The 19,186-nt window shown below is 34.8% G+C and carries 14 protein-coding genes; 7 read left to right on the forward strand and 7 right to left on the reverse strand.

Annotation, left to right across the window (positions count from 1 at the left end):
* The first annotated feature begins 220 nt into the window (after nt 1-220).
* The 4 genes from ACFINK_RS03090 (at nt 221) to parE (ending at nt 4,731) form a co-directional block, all read left to right on the forward strand.
* Nucleotides 221-847 carry a LemA family protein gene (locus tag ACFINK_RS03090; RefSeq protein ID WP_375611498.1) on the forward strand — a complete coding sequence of 209 codons (627 nt, stop codon included), beginning with the start codon at nt 221-223 and terminating at the stop codon, nt 845-847.
* Nucleotides 847-1,698 (forward strand): TPM domain-containing protein, encoded by an 852-nt coding sequence (locus ACFINK_RS03095; RefSeq protein WP_375621421.1) that lies wholly within the window; start codon nt 847-849, stop codon nt 1,696-1,698. The genes ACFINK_RS03090 and ACFINK_RS03095 overlap by 1 nt, the downstream gene beginning before the upstream one ends.
* 147 nt (nt 1,699-1,845) lie before the next feature.
* Nucleotides 1,846-2,583, forward strand: coding sequence for a lipoyl(octanoyl) transferase LipB (lipB, locus tag ACFINK_RS03100; protein WP_375629025.1), 738 nt, complete (start codon nt 1,846-1,848; stop codon nt 2,581-2,583).
* Nucleotides 2,584-2,664: 81 nt separating this feature from the next.
* Nucleotides 2,665-4,731 (forward strand): DNA topoisomerase IV subunit B, encoded by a 2,067-nt coding sequence (parE, locus tag ACFINK_RS03105; protein ID WP_375632404.1) that lies wholly within the window; start codon nt 2,665-2,667, stop codon nt 4,729-4,731.
* Nucleotides 4,732-4,748: 17 nt separating this feature from the next.
* Here the strand turns inward: parE and recJ are convergent, their stop codons facing one another.
* Nucleotides 4,749-6,533 (reverse strand): single-stranded-DNA-specific exonuclease RecJ, encoded by a 1,785-nt coding sequence (gene recJ / locus ACFINK_RS03110; protein WP_375629022.1) that lies wholly within the window; start codon nt 6,531-6,533, stop codon nt 4,749-4,751.
* A 296-nt stretch (nt 6,534-6,829) separates the two neighbouring features.
* On the opposite strand from recJ, the gene rplM reads away from it, so the two are divergent.
* On the forward strand, nt 6,830-7,294 hold the full coding sequence (gene rplM / locus ACFINK_RS03115) for a 50S ribosomal protein L13 (protein WP_015856544.1): 465 nt from the start codon (nt 6,830-6,832) through the stop codon (nt 7,292-7,294).
* A gap of 2 nt (nt 7,295-7,296) precedes the next feature.
* The gene (gene rpsI / locus ACFINK_RS03120) at nt 7,297-7,782 is read left to right on the forward strand and encodes a 30S ribosomal protein S9 (RefSeq protein ID WP_015856545.1); all 486 of its coding nucleotides are present in this window, start codon (nt 7,297-7,299) and stop codon (nt 7,780-7,782) included.
* 311 nt (nt 7,783-8,093) lie between these two features.
* Here the strand turns inward: rpsI and ACFINK_RS03125 are convergent, their stop codons facing one another.
* The 6 genes from ACFINK_RS03125 to ACFINK_RS03150 all read right to left on the reverse strand — a co-directional run bounded on the left by ACFINK_RS03125 (nt 8,094) and on the right by ACFINK_RS03150 (nt 16,135).
* A complete protein-coding gene (locus ACFINK_RS03125) occupies nt 8,094-8,459 on the reverse strand; it encodes a response regulator (RefSeq protein ID WP_273724078.1) in 366 nt (121 codons plus the stop codon).
* 545 nt (nt 8,460-9,004) lie between these two features.
* A complete protein-coding gene (locus ACFINK_RS03130) occupies nt 9,005-9,364 on the reverse strand; it encodes a hypothetical protein (RefSeq protein WP_375613153.1) in 360 nt (119 codons plus the stop codon).
* Nucleotides 9,365-11,768: 2,404 nt separating this feature from the next.
* Entirely contained in the window at nt 11,769-12,557 is a 789-nt protein-coding gene (locus ACFINK_RS03135) for an ABC-2 family transporter protein (protein WP_375638235.1), read from the reverse strand.
* A complete protein-coding gene (locus ACFINK_RS03140; protein WP_375629019.1) occupies nt 12,541-13,365 on the reverse strand; it encodes an ABC-2 family transporter protein in 825 nt (274 codons plus the stop codon). The genes ACFINK_RS03135 and ACFINK_RS03140 overlap by 17 nt, the downstream gene beginning before the upstream one ends.
* On the reverse strand, nt 13,340-14,359 hold the full coding sequence (locus tag ACFINK_RS03145; RefSeq protein WP_375638236.1) for an ATP-binding cassette domain-containing protein: 1,020 nt from the start codon (nt 14,357-14,359) through the stop codon (nt 13,340-13,342). The genes ACFINK_RS03140 and ACFINK_RS03145 overlap by 26 nt, the downstream gene beginning before the upstream one ends.
* 792 nt (nt 14,360-15,151) lie before the next feature.
* A complete protein-coding gene (locus ACFINK_RS03150) occupies nt 15,152-16,135 on the reverse strand; it encodes an RluA family pseudouridine synthase (protein WP_375632409.1) in 984 nt (327 codons plus the stop codon).
* A 206-nt stretch (nt 16,136-16,341) separates the two neighbouring features.
* Between ACFINK_RS03150 and ACFINK_RS03155 the strand changes: the two genes are divergently transcribed.
* A complete protein-coding gene (locus ACFINK_RS03155) occupies nt 16,342-18,123 on the forward strand; it encodes a glucan ABC transporter ATP-binding protein/ permease (protein ID WP_375629013.1) in 1,782 nt (593 codons plus the stop codon).
* The last annotated feature ends 1,063 nt before the right edge of the window (nt 18,124-19,186 follow it).

The following is a 19,186-nucleotide window of genomic DNA, read 5'->3' on the forward strand; positions in this document are numbered from 1 at the left end:
AATTTTCTGTAATAATAATTAATATGAATATTATTGATCTTTTATAAGATGACATCTATATTACTATTATTATTTTAATATCAACAAGTCACTTAAGCGTACCTAAAACGCAGAGAGATATCAATTTATTGATAAATACGCCTGTTTATAAATTTCAAAATACTTTCCACCAAGAAAAAAAACTCTATATAATACATAAAATATCTGTGGAGACATCTTTATGTTAAATGTACAAACTTCTTCAATGTTTAGAATATTAAAACGATTTTCAATTATTATTTTTTTGGTATGGTTAGTGCCATTTTTAAGTGGTTGCGGATTCAATGCGATACCAACAAATGAAGAAAAAGCACATGCAGCATGGAGTGAAGTGCTCAATCAATATCAACGTCGTACAGACCTCATCCCTAATCTTGTAGAAACAGTTAAAGCTTACGCAGCTCATGAACAAAGTGTTTTCACAAATGTAATTGAAGCACGTGCTAAAGCAACACAAGTCAACATTAATGCAGATATGTTGAATAATCCAGAAATTATGCAGCAATATCTCAAAAATCAAGCAAATTTATCAAGTGCACTTTCGCGACTTATGGCTGTTGTTGAAAACTATCCGGATCTTAAAGCAAACCAAAACTTTCTTGCTCTTCAATCACAATTAGAAGGAACAGAAAACCGTATTTCCGTTGCGCGCCGCGATTATATTGAAACAGTACGTGCCTACAATACTGCACTCAAAACAATGCCGACGATGATTTGGGCAAAATTATGGTTTCATGATGCTAAACCTATGCCAACTTTTACCATCGATACTGATAGCCAACAAACACCAAAGGTTAATTTTAATTAATGAAATCATTTCGATACTCTTTGCAACGTATTGTATTTCCAAAATTATGGGCTTTTATCTGCTCTCTGTATTTAGTTGCTGCATTGGGAAGTATCGCTTGTTCGCAAATAAAATTTCCTCATTTAACAGGTTATGTTAATGATGTGGCTCATTTGCTCGATAATGCAACCAAGGAAGACTTAACAAAAAAACTGGCAGCACTCGAAGAGAAAACGGGAGATCAAATTGTTCTTGTAACACTCCCTACTCTTTCGGGCAATGATATAGAAACGTACAGCAATTCTCTTTTTCGTACATGGGGATTAGGCCAAAAGAAGATCAATAATGGTGTATTACTGGTCATTGCACCGAATGAACGCACAGCACGTATCGAAGTTGGATATGGTTTGGAAGGAGAGCTAACAGATGCTCTTTCCTCTGTCATTATTAATAGCTTCATGATTCCTAATTTTCGCGAAGGAAATTATCAAAAAGGAATTGCTGAAGCAGTTGATGCAATTATCAAAGTTATTACAGAAAGTGATTCTGATTTTACTTTTCGCATCAAAGAAAAAGCTAAAATCGTTGAAGAACAACGTAAACAAGCTGAAAAAGAAGAAATGGTAATCAATGCAATTATGTTTCTCATTCTCTTTATAGTCGTTGGTTTGCCCATTCTTGCAATGATTTTTGGTAAAAAAGTGGGTCCACAAAAGTATCTCTGGCTGGGGATCATCTTCACACCTTGGTTTCTTAACTTAAGTGCCGGTGGCAGATATCCTGGTGGAAGATTCGGTGGTCCTCGAGGTGGAGGGGGATTTAGGGGTGGTGGTGGATCATCAGGTGGTGGTGGTGCAACAGGAAGATGGTAAAAGGAACGTGGATTTTTAAGCGTAGCAAATCTTCTTAAGATAAAATTTTATGAACGTATTCTCTTTTATTCAACAATTCTATACCTTACTCTGTAATCACTTTTATTGATTACAATACAAACTCAAACATCAAGATAAATATTACCCATGACATGTGAATTGAAACATACAGATCGTAATCACTTATCACATCATTTTAATGCAATTCTAGAAAATCCACCCGTCGAATGGAAAATAAGCGATCATCTGATTGAGTATCCTGAAGCTCTGCGTTATATGCAAGAACGTGTAGAAAAAATTCTTGCAAAAACTGCGCATGAACAAGTTTGGCTTCTTGAACACCCTTCCCTTTATACAGCGGGAACGAGTGCAAATAAAAAAGATCTTTTGGCACCTAATTTATTCCCTGTTTATGAAGCAGGACGTGGAGGTGAATTTACATATCACGGTCCAGGACAGCGTATTGCTTATATCATGCTTGATCTTAAACGCCGAAAACAAGACATTCGTGCTTTCATTAGTGCATTAGAAGAATGGATCATACAGATGCTTGCCAACTTTAATATTAAAGGCGAACGCAGAGAAGATCGCGTTGGTGTCTGGGTTAAACAGTCTCATTGCCCATCAAAACAAAATGATCTTTCTTCCGAAGATAAAATTGCAGCTATTGGCATTCGAGTGCGCAAATGGATAAGTTTTCATGGAGTTTCTATCAATGTTAATCCTAATTTAGCCCATTATTCAGGAATTGTTCCTTGTGGAATTACAAACCACGGTGTAACAAGCTTTCTTGATCTAGGTTGCCCTGTAGCAATGCATGATATTGATATTGCTCTCAAACACGCTTTTGAAAAAATTTTTGGTCCAACAATCGATGTTTCCTAAGTGCATTGATTTTTAAATAAAAAACAGGCATAAAATTATTTTAATAAATATTTGATTTTATGAGGTGGATAGTTAAACGCTATGAGCGATAACAAAAAGGATCTTTTTAGTGTTTTAAATAAAGCCCAATCTCGGGTAAATACAAAAGAAAACACTCTGCAGTCTCCAATGAAATCAAACGCGATGATTTCAAGAAAAAGTGCAAAAGATACGCAAGAAGATGACTATAATGCCCTCTCTATTCGAGTTCTTGAGGGTTTAGAGCCGGTACGTTTACGCCCTGGAATGTATATTGGTGGAACAGACAGTAAAGCACTTCATCATTTATTTGCCGAAATTATTGATAACGCGATGGATGAAGCTGTTGCGGGTTATGCAGATTCTATTGAGGTCTCATTAGATAGGAACGGTTATATAACCGTTACAGATAATGGACGCGGTATTCCTGTTGAAAATCATCCTCAAATGCCTGAGAAATCGACTCTTGAAGTTATTATGACACAACTCCACTCAGGGGGAAAATTTGATGGAAAGGCTTATCAAACTGCAGGTGGACTTCATGGAGTAGGAATTTCTGTCGTCAATGCTCTTTCTGATGATATGGAAGTTGAAGTTGCCCGAGAACGAAAACTGTACCGCCAACGTTTCTCACGCGGTATTCCTCAATCTGGATTGGAAGATCTGGGAGATGTTTATAATCGTCGTGGTACGCGCGTTCGTTTTCATCCTGATCATGAAATTTTTGGTGAAAAAGCAGCTTTTGATCCAGAAAAAATCTATAAGATGACATGCTCCAAAGCCTATCTTTTTGGTGGCGTAAAAATTCGCTGGTCTTGTGATCCCGTCATACTTGAAGGCGCAAAAAATATTCCTGAAAAAGCTGTTTTTCATTTTCCCGATGGGCTTAAAGACTATTTACTTTCGTCACTAAAAGATGAATATCGAGTAACGTCAGAAATTTTTTCTGGCAAAACACAACACAATAATGGCCATGGCTCCGTTGAGTGGGCTATCGCTTGGCATGGTGGTGATTCTTGTGTGCAATCTTACTGCAATACGATTCCTACAGGAGAAGGCGGAACACATGAAATAGGATTACGTCAAGCTCTTTTGCGTGGATTGAAATCCTACGCTGAGTTAATAGGAAACAAGCGCGCAACGATTATTACGTCTGACGATATTATGATTTCAACAGCCGCAATACTTTCAGTCTTTATCAGTAACCCTGAATTTGTTGGACAAACAAAAGATCGATTAGCAACCATTGAAGCACAGCGTATCGTTGAGAATGCAATCCGCGATCCTTTTGATCATTGGTTAGCAAATTCCCCACAAGAAGCAACAAAACTTCTCGATTGGGTTATCGAACGTGCTGAAGAACGTGTTAGACGACGCCAAGATAGAGAAATAAGTCGAAAAACTGCTGTCCGTAAATTACGTCTGCCCGGTAAACTTGCAGATTGTAGCCAGAACCATGCTTTGGGTGCTGAACTATTCATTGTTGAAGGGGATTCTGCAGGAGGATCTGCTAAACAAGCAAGAAATAGAGCAAACCAAGCAATTTTACCTCTTCGTGGTAAAATCTTAAATGTCGCCAGTGCTGCACATGAAAAAATGAACTCAAGCCAAACAATTAGCGATCTTATCCTTGCTCTTGGATGTGGAACACGCTCCAAGTATCGTGAAAAAGATCTCAGATATGAACGTATTATCATCATGACAGATGCTGATGTTGATGGTGCTCATATTGCGTCACTGCTCATTACCTTCTTCTTTCAAGAAATGCCTGACCTTATTCATCAGGGACATTTATATCTTGCCGTCCCTCCCCTTTATAGAATATCGCAAGGAGGAAAAGTTGCTTATGCTCGTGACGACATTCATAAGGATGAATTGCTCAAAACTGAATTTACTGGAAAAGCTAAAATCGAAATCGGGCGTTTTAAAGGGCTGGGTGAAATGCGCGCAGAACAACTTAAAGAAACGACTATGCATCCTCAAAAACGTACATTGCTTCGTGTTTCTATTGATGCCGTGGAAATGCAAGAAACGAAAAAGACTGTAGAAAGTCTCATGGGAACAAAACCAGAAGCACGATTTCGTTTCATACAAGAAAACTCTACTTTTGCTTCTAATCTAGACATCTAATATAAAAAATATCCCTTTCAAACCACTGCAGCTGCGTCAATCACGCGCAGTTGCGGATTGATCGTTCCATTCCAATAATTCAAACTAAGATGACCAGCTAAATGAATCATTTCACCAATATTTTCAAAAAGAAAATCACCTAGCGATGTCCCTACAGCACGAAAAGCTATTCCTTGTAGTTTTTTTCCTTCAACATTAGATACAATGAGGCGAAGATGTCCTTTACCAACTTCAGATAGATTCACCAGTCGATGAGAGGGAAGAACAAAAACAGGTGTTGCATTCCCTGCCCCAAATGGCCCTGCTTTTTCAAGCAATTCAAACAGCGCTTCATTAACACCAGAAGCAGAAAGAGAACCATCTATACTAAGAGATTTTTTTGCACGCAACTGTGAAACCATTAAAGAAACTTTTTCTTCTAGCCATTTTCGAAAAATTTCAATTTTTGTTGATTGAATTGTAATTCCTGCTGCCATACTATGCCCCCCTCCTTTTTCTAATAAATTGAGTGTAACAGCTTCACGAACGATTGCTCCTAAATCTATACCATTAATTGAGCGTCCCGACCCTACGCCATTTCCATCTTCTTTCAAAGCAATAGCAAAAACAGGACAAAAAAAACGCTCTTTGAGGCGGGAAGCAAGAATACCAATAATCCCCGGATGCCATTCTTTATGAGAAATGACAAGTGACAATGGTGTTTCTTGACCTTGATAAAGAGAAGCAATATAGGATTCCGCTTGTGCTAATTGAATATTCTCCATTTCTTGGCGTTCTTGATTAAGCCGATCTAATTGTTCTGCTATTCTGTCCGCTTCATCTTTATTCTCACAGCTAAGCAAACGTGCTCCCAAAGCTTGATCACCAATGCGCCCTCCTGCATTAATTCTAGGACCTAATAAAAAACCTAAATGAAAACTATTAAGCGGCTCCCCTATTCGTGCAACCTTTGTTAAAGCTGTTATTCCTAGATTATGCATAGAACGAGCAACTTGAAGCCCTTTTAACACAAAAGCACGGTTAACCCCCTGTAATGGAACGACATCACATATGGTTGCCAATGCAACAAGATCAAGCATACTTAAAAGATCAGGCAGCGGTCCTTGGAATTGTTTTTTCCGCAGCAAATGATGAACCCAAGCTAACGTAACAAAAACAACGCCAGCTGCACATAAATGCCCCTGTTTAGAAAAATCATCAGGACGATTAGGATTGACAAGAGCAACAGCTTCTTGATGAATCTCTGACATTTGATGATGATCTAAAATCACAACATCAGCACCAGCAAGCCTCGCTGCTTTTACGGCATCAGGACTGTTTGCGCCACAATCAACAGTGATAATTAACCGAGCGCCTTCTTGCACAAGCATCCTCATTGCTTGTTCATTCGGACCATAGCCTTCAACAATACGATCAGGAATATAAATTTTGACTTCAATACCAAAATAACGAAAAAAACGTGCTATGAGTGCCGATGAACAAGCACCATCAACATCATAATCACCAAACACAGCAACCTGTTCTTGATTGAGAAGAGCCTTAACAATGCGCTCTGCAGCGCATTGCATATCCCTAAAACTTTCTGGATCAGGCATAAGCGTACGCAATGTTGGATTAATAAAAGCAACAGCCTCAGCTTCATCCACATCTCTTGCTGAAAGTACTCGAGCTAACTGATCTGGAAAGCCAAATTTTTGAGAAATAGCGCGCGCGTTATTTATCCCTTGAACATCAAGGGCATCTAACCAAGCTTGACCACAAGCAGAAGATTCAACATTGAGAAAATAACGAGACCACTGCATTATTTCTTATTTTATAATGAAGAACGATAAAATACAATCATGCGTTAAAGATAAAATAGTCTTTTGCAACATTCATTTTAAGTTTAAATGGTCTACAAACTTCTTTTAATGGGGTATTATAATACCTTTCTTGTAACATGTTGTTTTATAAAGTTTTTATTTTCTCTTGACGTCAATCAAAAGACATTATATCAGAGCAAGTAGTATGCGTTAAATATTTCGCTATGGTAACAATTTTCAACGCAAAACAGTAAAAATTCCCTTATATTAAAAGGGTTCTAATAAAGGATACTTCTATGGCAACTTTTTCACAAAAGCCAACTGAAGTGGTGAAAAAATGGGTTATTATTGACGCAGAAAACCTTGTTTTGGGTCGTCTTGCCACATTTGTTGCTAACCGCTTACGTGGCAAACATAAAGCTACATTTACTCCACATGTTGATGATGGTGACAACGTTATTGTCATTAATGCAGATAAAATAGCTCTCACTGGCAAAAAATATACGGATAAAAAATATTATTGGCATACCGGCTATATTGGTGGAATCAAACAACGTACAGCACGTCAACTTCTTGAGGGGCGTTTTCCCGAACGCGTTATTGAAAAAGCAGTAGAGCGCATGATTCCTCGAGGGCCTCTTGGTCGCCGTCAATTGAAGAATCTACGTGTTTACGCTGGAAGCCAACATCCACATGAAGCACAACAGCCTGAATCTCTTGACGTTGGTGCTTTAAACCGCAAAAACAAAAGGATTGCTTGATTATGGCTGAAATTAATTCTCTTTCTGAGCTTAGCATAGTAACAAGTATTACAGAAACACATGAAAATGTTGTTCCTGTTCACGTGCAGAAGCTTGATTCACAAGGACGTGCTTACGCAACAGGAAAGCGTAAAGACGCTGTTGCGCGTGTATGGATTAAACCAGGTTCTGGAAAAATCACGATCAACAATAAGGAATTTGACAAATATTTTGCTCGTCCTGTTCTTAGAATGATTCTTCGTCAACCAATTGTTGCAACAAATAGGGATACCCAGTTTGATATTATTGCAACCGTTGCAGGCGGTGGTCTTTCTGGACAAGCCGGTGCAGTGCGCCATGGCATTTCCAAAGCTTTAACCTATTACGAACCAGAACTTCGCTCAATCTTGAAAAAAGGTGGGTTTCTTACCCGTGATAGTCGTGTTGTTGAACGTAAAAAATACGGTAAAGCAAAAGCACGTCGTTCTTTCCAATTCTCAAAGCGTTAATTTCAATTTTTGCAATGCATAAAGCCTCGGACAAAAACGGGGCTTTTTAAAACTGCTAAAACAGACTTTTAGATGAATGTAGGAACAAATCTATACCGATTAGAAAAAACAAGAATGCAAAACAACCTCTTCTCTTAAGATAAAAGGCAAGAAAAATAGACCGAAAAAATTCAAAACTTCAGTTTCAATTTTTTAAATCTGTTTTACTAACTTGTAATATATCGACGTGCTAAAGCACAAAAATCTTTACGCGACAACTTTAGCAATCTTATAAGCTTTTCAATATTTTTTCTATCATCACTTAACAAGCTTTAGTCCAAGAAATGCTTTACCATTGTAATAAAATGAGGAACAGAAATAGGCTTTGACATATATTCTTCACATCCACTGGCACGAATTCGCTCCTCATCGCCTTTCATAGCAAAAGCTGTTACAGCAACAACGGGGATTGATCGAAGTTCTTCATCTTCTTTTAATTGTTTAATAACATCTATTCCAGAGACCTCTGGCAACTGGATATCCACAAGAATAAGAGATGGCATTGATGAACGCGCCAAATCTAATGCCATAAGACCATTACGTGTTTCAACGGTTTCATAACCACTCGCTTCTACAAGATCGCGAAATAACTTCATATTAAGCTCATTATCTTCCACGATCATGACTTTTTTTGACATTCGTATAACTCCACCCTTCTCAGATAAAATAGAGAAATAGAAATGAATCCACATTCTCTTTGCTTAAGATAAAATGATAAAATGAATTGTAAACCACAAAGAGATTAAAAGAGTCCAATAAAAGCATTTTTGCAAATATTTGTAAGACGCATCGCTATACTTATTCAGTTCATCAACATAAAACCCACAAATAGTCGTAAGATTGTGTGACCTTGTATTTTTTGAGTTGATATACAAAGTTTATGGATATCTCAATTAATGCATTCGCGTTTTCATCATAAAAAAAATATCAACCACAAACTTAGCTCAAATGCGCATTTTGAAGAGAAAAAAATTTAAGTAAATTTAAAAAGCAACTGATTAGCTGAATTTAATGCACCATATACAGGCATCCACAAAACAATATCTTAATGATATAAAAGGATAAACTTATCAAGGTCATTAAGATTAAAAAAAATAAATAAACCGTGATTAAATATCACGGTTTATTTAATATAAAACATTCAATAACAGCATAATTCAAAGTTTATCAAGGATAATATCTTTTAATTCAAAGCCCATGAACTATGAGCAAAAGCATCGAATGTTCTTCCACCTGTCTCTCTGTTAGGACTCGGTGGCTTTCTAGTAAAGAAATATACAAGATATGCGATGAGACCAAAAATCGCTGTCTCCAACCCCATTAAACCCGCAACTTTTTGGACATTTTTCTCAGCCCCTTGTCCTCCAAACTGGCTAATAATCATATCAACAGCTTTAATAACTCTATTTTCCTGTGTCATTACAGAAATAAAACCAGCATTTTGAAATCTGCCATTTAAAGAATCAGCATTGGCTCTTAAAATCTGTGAAAAGAAAATCGCTACTGCAACAAAACATACTATACAATGCTTGAATATTTTCATCATAACCACCTAATTACAATATTTAGTAAAATAAATTTTCTTTACCGCCCCCTCTAAATAGAAAACATTCCGTTATCTATCGATAAAGTATATTTATCTTCTGATAATAAAAATATAATACAAAATTTAATTAATAATTTTATTTTAATTGTTATTTTTATATTATATTACACTTACAATATATCCGTTACATGTTTATTTAATAATTGTCAATTATTTTATTTGTACTTTACATTATGTAGTTTAATGATAAAAATATATTAAAATAAAATTATTTTATTGTTTTTATTATGAATTTAGCTTTATTATCATAAATATTATTATGATTTTATAATATATAAAAATATCAATATGTTGTTTTTTAGTTACACATAATATTTTTATTTTTTTGTATAATATAGTAAAATAAATATTTTTATAAAATAATTTTTCCTTAGGATAGATTGAGAAAAAATATTTGCCCCAGCTACAATTAGCGTAAGCACCAGCTTAACTCTTTGATTGAAAAAGCTAAATTAGGTAAGATAAGGGATAACTTTGGTGAATGCGCCAAATCTAATGCCATAAGCTATTACACATTTCAACGATTTCACAGCCATGCGTTTCTACAAGAACGTGGAATAATTTTAATAAAGTTCATTGTCTTCCACAATTATAACTTTCTAACATTAATATAATTCCACGACTCTAAGATAAAATAGAGAAATAAAAATGAATACACCTTCTTTCTAACCAAGATAAAATGATTAAAAATATGAATCATAAAAATTTAATAATGTCCAATAAAAGCATTTTAGCAAATATTTGTAAGACGCATCGCTATACTTATTCAGTTTATCAAAATGATAATCTAGAATAGCCGTAAAATGATGTGATCGTATATTTTTTGAGTTAATACGAAAAATTTATGGATATTCAAATCAGCTCATGCCCCTTTTCATCTTAGAAAAGATATCAATCACGAAAATTAACATAGATATATATTTTGGAAAAAAATTTAAATAACGTTGATATGGATAGATTATTTGCTAGCAAACAATCTTCTCTATTAAATCAGAGTGTTCACTACTGTGATATTGTAATCTCAATCACGACAACACTTCAATAACAGACTAAAATATAGATTCACTATAAGCTTAAAATAAAAATTTTGGAATTGATCATACATACAATGAATGAACCGTAAAATACAAAAGTAATCATAACACTAGAAAATGAAAAAGCTTATCACTCTTGTTCACTATTCCTTCCTCTCTCATTTTTTCTGTGTTATTTTTAAAGTCTTGTAAAAGATATGAATTACATGCAAAAAAAATTAGCCCTTTGTAATCTCTACGCCATCAATCACATTAGTTTTATTAATGATAAGCAATAACATTTGTATAGCTCTAAGCTTAGAGAGCAAAACCAGATTAAAGTATCATTTTTATTTATTGTAAAGAGGATGTAAAACTCCATTTTTCTCTTGTCATTGTTAAGAAAAATTTAAAAATGAGCTTATTAATATTAAAAAAATAGAAAATAATTTTTTAAAAAATAATATCTTATTTAATTACTTTTTAAAATAATATAAATATATTATGTTTATATTGTATATATTTAATTAAATAATAATATTTATAATAACACTAAAATAGTACATAATAATTATCTTTATATCAAATAAAATCATAACATAAAATAAGAAATTCACAATAAAATTAGGTATAATTCCATTAGTTAACAAGTAAAACAAAGAAATATATTTAATTATGTTATTGAACTCAGTTGCGTTGCCATCGTTTTTGCCTGCTTGGATTGGTGAATCCTTTTATTTCCAAGCAATTATTAACTGAATTTTGACTGCTCAGCATGCTGAAAAATCTCTATGTGATTGTTGTCTTGATAATTGCTATCATGTTGTTTGGCGAAGCTCTTAGCTTTCTATCGGGCAACTTAAAAGCTTTATTCTGTCAATTTTCTTATTGTTTAAGCAAAAACTCATCCACGTAATAATATATTGAATGCACCAACAAAATCCGCACGAATAACCACATTCTGCACATATAAAAATTACCCATCTTTGACAATTTTTTAGCACTATAAACGCAACAAAAATAAATTTTGCTCGGAGAAGAAAGCACTACTAATATTGTACACCATCTTACCATTGGCTTGTGTCATCAAGCAGCCATCTAAACTCAAACTAATCTAAAACCAAGAAATTTAACTCTCTGATTTTTATTGTAAATTCTTTGCTCATAGCTATAGAAATACAACCGATTTTATGCATGAATATGTCTAATAAAAAATCCTCATGTGTAAATTTTACATGACTTATACCGCCAGCATAAATAACGATATTTTACAGTACGATAGAATTTTTACTCAATTTTTTATTTTTATAATCATGATGACTTTTATATTATCCCCCTAATCCATTAAATTTACGCATTGTTTTCTTATAACTTATGAAAGTCATGACCATGGAAAGAAAAGCGCTCAACAGAAGATATCCAATATTCCATTCGCCTTTACCAAGCAACAATGACACAGGCAAGGAAGCAGAAAAAGCCATGGGAAGCATAAACAAAAGCCATTTTACGATGCTTAAAGGATAAATTTCTATTGGCACAAATGAAAGCTCATAAATCATTTCATGAAAATATTCGACAGGCATCTTACGGCTAATAATAAATGTTATAAAATTGAACATCAGAAAAAAACAAATATTGACAATAAAAACACAAAATATTGCAACAACAAAAGAGATCCATCTTAGCTTAAGATCAGAAATATTCGGTAATGATACAAATAAATAGGCACTAACATAAAGGACAAAGAGCTTGATCAAATTAAGAGGTTTACACCAACCAAACAACATCAACAACCAAATTGAAACGGGCTTTATCAAGTATGGTTCAATTTTACCATCCGCTACTTTTTCAAAAAACGTTTCAATAGAATTAATAAAAATATTCAAAAATATTCCAAGTAAAACAAAGACAACAAAGATAAAATGGATTTCATCTCTGCTATAGTTACCGATCTTTCCTGAAAAAGAAGATACTCTATCAATAAATATGAATTGAATAAAATAATAGCATAGAGAAAGAATAAACTCCCCAGCCAAATTCTTACCATAAACAATCTGTCGGCGGATATTCAGACTGATAAAATGAAGGATGATTTTCATCTCAACCACCTGCTCCATTATATGCTTTCATCCCTTTATTCCAAGCGATATAAATTAAGAATAAAAAACACAAAATATAAGTAAAACTTCCGAAAATAAACTGCTGAAACAACGCTAAATTTTGCGTCGCGAAAAACTCGGCAGGAGCGGATATCATGAAACGATAAGGATTAAATTGCATAAGCGGAATAAGCCACACCGGCCAAAAAGATGGTGGTAAAAGAACACCCCCAAGAAGCGCTGAACTAAGAATACTAAAAGAGAGTAATATATTGTACTCAATCACCCAAAAGCTTAATAAAGCAATTCCAAAAGAGATTAAAAAACAAAGCAATTGTGATAGAATAACAACCAGAAAAAAGAACAGAAAAGCGATGACCAATCCCAGAATATTTTCATAGGATAAAACAAGCTTAACAATAAAAAGAGCCAATAATGGGATGCTATATAATACACTCTCCCCTAAAAAAGTAAAAAGCATTTGTGTCATATAACTAAAGGGCTTTGTAAGATATACTTCTAATTGGCCTTCTTTAACATGATGAGAGAAAAACTTAATCACATTATAACCATTATTTAAGCGACCTAGGACTAAAGCAAAAGCATAATAATACATCATATCATAAAAGCTAAAGCCATTTATGGTGTTGCCCGTATCAGAGAAAAGTGCATTCCATAATAGAAGTTGAATAACAAATGGCGAAAGTGTCCCAATGATAATATCGGTAAAAAACATTGCTCTATCACTTAGAACAGTGAGTAATCCATTCTTGGCAAAAAGAAACATACCAAAGCAGTGGTTAGATAAATTCTTTAAATTTAACACGGAGCATCTCTTCAAGCGAGGGAGTGGATACAGAGAACGTACAGTTCAATTTGGTTGTAATTTCGCGTACAAAACGCGCAAAATCCTCACGGGGCAGCGAAACCTCCAGCGAGCATTCTTCAGCGTTAAAGTGCTTATCTTTTAAAGAAGTAGATAATTTCAACGCAATCTCATCAATTTTTTCTACAACAGCTGAAGGTACAGCCATGTGTTCACAAAAAAACGTTATTCTCACCAAAGAAGGAATGACATTTTTAAGCGCGTGAAGATTACCATGAAACTGTTTCTTTCCTTTATGCAAGAGAATAATATCATCAACGTATCCATCAATATCTCCCATATCATGACTTGTGATGATATACCCAGTGCCACGCTCCCTTTTCAGTTTTTTAAGAAGCTCCCTGATTTCATGCTTAGATGTAAGATCAAGACCAATACTTGGCTCATCGAGAAACAACAGTTTAGGTCTAAAGGAGAGATTAAATGCCAATTCACTTTTCACTCTCTCACCCAGACTAAGCATCCGCACTGGCTTATCCATAATATGCTCAAGACCCAGTAACTCAGCGATCTCTTTAAGATCACGGGTAAAAGAGGCGCGTTCAAGACCATATAATGGTTGAACCATATCCAGACTGTAGCGTAAGGGCAAATCCCACCATAAACAATTCTTATGACCAAAGACCACACCCAAAGACTTGAACAGATTTTTCTTCGCTTTATAAGGATCAACACCAAGGACTTTAACACATCCCTCATCAGCGTATTGTATACCAGAAAGTATTTTAATCAGTGTCGATTTACCCGCTCCGTTAGGGCCAAGAATTGCTAACGATTGCCCTGAAAAGAGGGTGAAACTCATATCTTTTAACACATGATGATTTGTATAAACCGGCTTGAGGAGAGAAAATATCTTGTTTTTAAAACCAATTCCTCTGTCAATGTTGCGATATATTTTTGAGACGTTATTAACGTCAATCAATAATGATCCCATCAGTCACTCCTCATTTCAATTTATCCCCCCTTTGAATGTTCCCATAATAAATATCTGTTTTTGTTCACTAGAAAAAACAAAAGTGTTCAAGCCCTCCCTAGAGCAATAAAACGCGCCTGACGTTTTATCTCCAATTTTTTGTCTAGATATTTTTTCAATGTGATGAGTTCACTTCAATGAAGCATTAAGATACTAAAAACTTATTTCTTCTTTTATGAAAGATAATCTTTTGGATAAACTAAGTAAGTAGAAAAATAATTGGTCATTGAAAGGAGAGCTTTGCTAAGAAGGCTTCATTGTGTAAGCAAAGATACAAAGCATAAATCTATACTATAAGCATATCAAACCACATTGATAACAAAACAAAAATCCTTGACAACAGGAATTTTTTGAGAGGCTACTTTCCCTCAGCATTACTATAAAATGCCTCCATTATTCCCCATGAAAAAACTAAAATTGCTTTCACTATTTTAGTAAATATCTTTCAGATTTTATCTAACTCATCTCCCTCAACAGACACGCCTCCCCAATATATGACCTCTGTAGATAATTCAAAGGAGCAGCTTCATAAACTCAGATTATTAAACGATACATCATATCCAAAATAACAATACAATCAATATGGATAAAGAGCTGTAGAAAGAAAGCCATGATATTCGAAAATTTCATCACTCAAAAACACAATTTTCTCATAGCTATCTTATCAAAAACTTTCTTCAAATGATGCCCTATTCATCTTATCAAATTTATAGATAAAATTTGTATCAATCAAAAAGAACAAATGAAGTTTGTTTAGTCGGTTTCAGCATCACTCTCATTAAAAGATAAAAGATTAAAACTTTGGACCATATGAGGTGGTAAAGGTGCAACAATGTCCAATATTCCTCCTGAAGGATGCGGAATACGAATACGACGTGCATGAAGATGAAGACGATTTTGAATTCCTCCTGGTAATGTCCAATTACTATCAGAAAAAAAATACTTTGTATCGCCAATGATAGGATGATCCATATGGGCTGCATGCACACGAAGCTGATGTGTTCTCCCTGTATAGGGTTCCATTTCAAGCCACGAAAGAGCCCGCCCTCGCGTATCTAAAACGCGATAGTAAGAAACCGCATGATGTGAATCTGGCTCCCCATGTTCACAAACACGCATTTTGTCACCTTGTGCAGTCATTTCCTTAACCATCCACGTTGAAATTTTGTCCTGCTTTTTTTTAGGCACGCCCCGAACCAACGCCCAATAAGTCTTTTTTGTTTCTCGCGCTCTAAAAGCAGCAGTTAAGGACTGAGCAGCTCCCCTTGATCGCGCAACAATAAGCACACCCGACGTCTCACGATCAAGACGATGAACCAAACGCGGCTTTTCACCTTTTTTATTGCGCCATACCTCAAGCATACTATCCATATGACGTGTTAAACCAGAGCCTCCTTGTACAGCCAACCCAGCTGGTTTATTAAAAACAAATACCTTTGGATCTTCATAAAGCAGCATTTTTTTCAAAACGGTCCCATCATCCTGCCCACGAAGTGTTTTATCCGTTATTGAAAGACTCTCCTTGTCATTAATAGGGAGAGGTGGAATACGAACAGCTTGCCCTATACAAAGACGCGTATCGGCTTTAACACGTCCACTATCAACCCGTATCTGACCAGAACGCAACAATTTTTGCAAAGCTCCAAAACCAAGTCCTGGATAATGCACTTTAAACCAGCGATCTAAGCGCATTCCATTTTCATCTGCCTCAACTTTTTTTATTTCTATGCCTGCCATGAAAATTCCCTTACCTGATAATTTTATTGATCTATTTTTGCGCCTTTATAAACACAAAAATTCATATTTTAGTTGGTTTTATCACACCATATTACAGTTAGTATCCAAAATTTCCTTTTCTTAACGTCCAAATTTTATTAGCTAAAAACTAAGCGTTGTAAAAATCAACAGCCTTTACGCTTAATAGCGAATGGAGATAATTAACCGTGTCCTTATTCAAAACCTATGCACGTGTTCTCACTTACCTAAATAGAGAAAAAAATGCATCCCTTTTAATCTGTACCGCTAATGTTATATTAGCTATTATCACTATTGCAGAACCTATTTTATTTGGACAAGTTATTGATTCTATTACAGACAAAACAGCTATCATCCCTACTCTTGCCATTTGGGTTTGTTTTGGACTTTCACATATTATTGCTTATGTCCTTGTTGCTCGCGGTGCTGACCGCTTAGCCCATAGACGCCGCTTAACGGTTTTAACGGAATCTTTCGAACGTATCATTGCCATGCCTTTAATTTGGCATCAACAACGTGGAACTTCCAACGCACTCCATACACTTTTGCGCGCAATAGATTCCATGTCAACCATATGGCTTGATTTTATGCGCCAACACCTCTCAACGCTTGTCGCCTTATTGGTTCTCATCCCCATCGCGTTTAATATGAATTGGCGTCTTTCAATAGTCTTGGTTGTGCTTGCCATCATTTATGTATTAATTGCACGTTTAGTGATGCGAAAAACAAAAGACGGACAAGCCGCTGTAGAATGCTATCATCATAACCTTTTTAAGCATGTCAGTGATTCAATCTCTAATGTTTCCATTGTACAAAGTTATAACCGAATAAAAGAAGAAACTTCCATACTGCATCAACATACAAATGCTCTTCTTAAAGCACAAAATCCTGTTCTCAATTGGTGGGCGCTCGCCAGTGGCTTAAATCGAATGGCTTCAACAATTTCAATCGTTTGTGTTCTTCTCCTTGGAGCTTTTTTTGTTGCAAAAGATCAATTACGAGTAGGTGAAGTCGTTGCTTTTGTTGGATTTGCACAACTCATGATTAGCCGCCTAGACCAAATGAGCAATTTTATTAATTGTGCAATATCCTCACAAGCAAAACTGCAAGAATTTTTTGAAATGGAAGACTCAACCTTTCATATCAACGAACCACAAAATCTTCCTTCCCTCCAAAATGTTAAAGGCGCCATACAATTTCATCACGTGACCTATCAATTCCCAAATTCTTCTCAAGGTGTTTTTGATATTTCCTTTGAGGTTAAAGCAGGACAAACTGTTGCGATTGTAGGACCAACAGGGGCTGGAAAAACAACATTGATCAATCTGTTGCAGCGCGTATACGACCCTACCCTTGGGCATATCTCCATTGATGGAATAAATATATGCTCAATCAATCGCGAATCTTTACGCAAATCTCTAGCAACAGTATTTCAAGACTCGGGTCTTTTCAACCGTACTATTCATGACAATATTTCAATAGGAAAAGCGAGCGCAACGAATGAAGAACTTTATGAAGCAGCAAAAATAGCAGAAGCTCACGATTTTATTCTAAAAAAAGCTGATTGTTATAACACAATGGTGGGCGAACGAGGATCTCAATTATCAGGTGGAGAAAAACAGCGACTAGCAATTGCACGCGCTGTTTTAAAAAATGCCCCTATTCTCATTCTAGATGAAGCAACAAGCGCTCTTGATGTTGAAACAGAGGCACGTGTCAAAGATGCTCTCGATTGCATAAGCCATAACCGCACTACTTTTATTATAGCACATCGCCTCTCAACAGTACGCAATGCTGATGTGATACTCTTTCTGGATCATGGTCACTTAATGGAAAAAGGAAACTTTCAAGAATTGATCGATAAAGGGGGACGTTTCTCTAATTTTTTAAAGGCAAGTGGTTTAACAATCAAACCACCAGAAAGAGAAGGAGAAAATGTTATCCCCTTACATGAAGCCATAGCATCATAAAAACGATACTCTTCATAGATCTTATGCAAAAAATGCCTCTTCAATACAATATAGAGTGCTTATATATGATACAAGTAAAAAGATTTCTAAAAATGCCACAATCCATTTTAGGTATTTAAGAAAAATATTAAAACAGTTTAGTATTTTCTCTGCTATTGCAATTTTACTAGATTAGAACAAAAATATTTTCCTATATCTGTGCATATTGACGAGTATACATTCTCATTTAGGGAAAATGTAAAGATGTAAAGGTAAAAACAATTTCCAGTTTTACCGTCTTCTTTTAACTCAGCTTTACGAATTTCAAAACGAACTAAAGTAATATCTTTTAAATAATGAATATTATGTATTGCGTTGCACTTTTGTTTATCACTTTCTTTATAGTCCTCTCATAAAGAACAGAACATCATTGTTTTGCACATTCATATGACTTTTTTTAAGAAACATTTTTCAATGCTCTTAAGCCCATTTCACAACGACATTCGTGAGTGGTTTTGATTAATTTAACATACACAGAATTTGAAATAATAAAACCCTACGAATATTCGTAGCTCTTGTTCAAAAGATAAAACGATAAATTATCATTATAATTCAATATATTAAAGCAATTTCATCATAAATAAATTAGATGTTAATCTAAATATTTAGATTTATGTTATATTACTTTGATTTATATTGATAATTCATTACCTTATAACTTAAAATAAAGATTTATAAAGATAGGAGAATATTCCTTTCAAGACCTTTTAATAATAAACCAAAAAACTGTTTTCTTGTACATAACAAGCAAAATGAAAATAATAGCTCTAAGATACAACAACTCTTTTATAAGCCTTTTCAAGGAAAGAAATTTTATTCATTTGAAAACTAATCGAATAATGATAGCTTATAACTTTATAAGGATAATCGTATGCAATAAATCTTGTATTTTTCCTTTCATAAAAAGAGATGTTTCTTCAAAAAATCTATAAGAGCAACACAATAACTAGTCTCCCTAGTAAAAGAATACACAGCAAAGCATGAAGTGCTGCATAGTCTATCTTATCTTAAAAAGGTGATTCCT

Source organism: Bartonella sp. AA16NXGY, assembly GCF_042197325.1.
In the GTDB taxonomy this organism is placed as follows: domain Bacteria; phylum Pseudomonadota; class Alphaproteobacteria; order Rhizobiales; family Rhizobiaceae; genus Bartonella.

Excerpts from the sequence above, each read along its gene's own strand:
- ACFINK_RS03090 (WP_375611498.1), top strand. The coding sequence starts at position 221 with ATGTTAAATGTACAAACTTCTTCAATGTTTAGAATATTAAAACGATTT.
- ACFINK_RS03095 (WP_375621421.1), top strand. The coding sequence starts at position 847 with ATGAAATCATTTCGATACTCTTTGCAACGTATTGTATTTCCAAAATTA.
- lipB (WP_375629025.1), top strand. The coding sequence starts at position 1,846 with ATGACATGTGAATTGAAACATACAGATCGTAATCACTTATCACATCAT.
- parE (WP_375632404.1), top strand. The coding sequence starts at position 2,665 with ATGAGCGATAACAAAAAGGATCTTTTTAGTGTTTTAAATAAAGCCCAA.
- recJ (WP_375629022.1), bottom strand. The coding sequence starts at position 6,533 with ATGCAGTGGTCTCGTTATTTTCTCAATGTTGAATCTTCTGCTTGTGGT.
- rplM (WP_015856544.1), top strand. The coding sequence starts at position 6,830 with ATGGCAACTTTTTCACAAAAGCCAACTGAAGTGGTGAAAAAATGGGTT.
- rpsI (WP_015856545.1), top strand. The coding sequence starts at position 7,297 with ATGGCTGAAATTAATTCTCTTTCTGAGCTTAGCATAGTAACAAGTATT.
- ACFINK_RS03125 (WP_273724078.1), bottom strand. The coding sequence starts at position 8,459 with ATGTCAAAAAAAGTCATGATCGTGGAAGATAATGAGCTTAATATGAAG.
- ACFINK_RS03130 (WP_375613153.1), bottom strand. The coding sequence starts at position 9,364 with ATGAAAATATTCAAGCATTGTATAGTATGTTTTGTTGCAGTAGCGATT.
- ACFINK_RS03135 (WP_375638235.1), bottom strand. The coding sequence starts at position 12,557 with ATGGAGCAGGTGGTTGAGATGAAAATCATCCTTCATTTTATCAGTCTG.
- ACFINK_RS03145 (WP_375638236.1), bottom strand. The coding sequence starts at position 14,359 with ATGGGATCATTATTGATTGACGTTAATAACGTCTCAAAAATATATCGC.
- ACFINK_RS03150 (WP_375632409.1), bottom strand. The coding sequence starts at position 16,135 with ATGGCAGGCATAGAAATAAAAAAAGTTGAGGCAGATGAAAATGGAATG.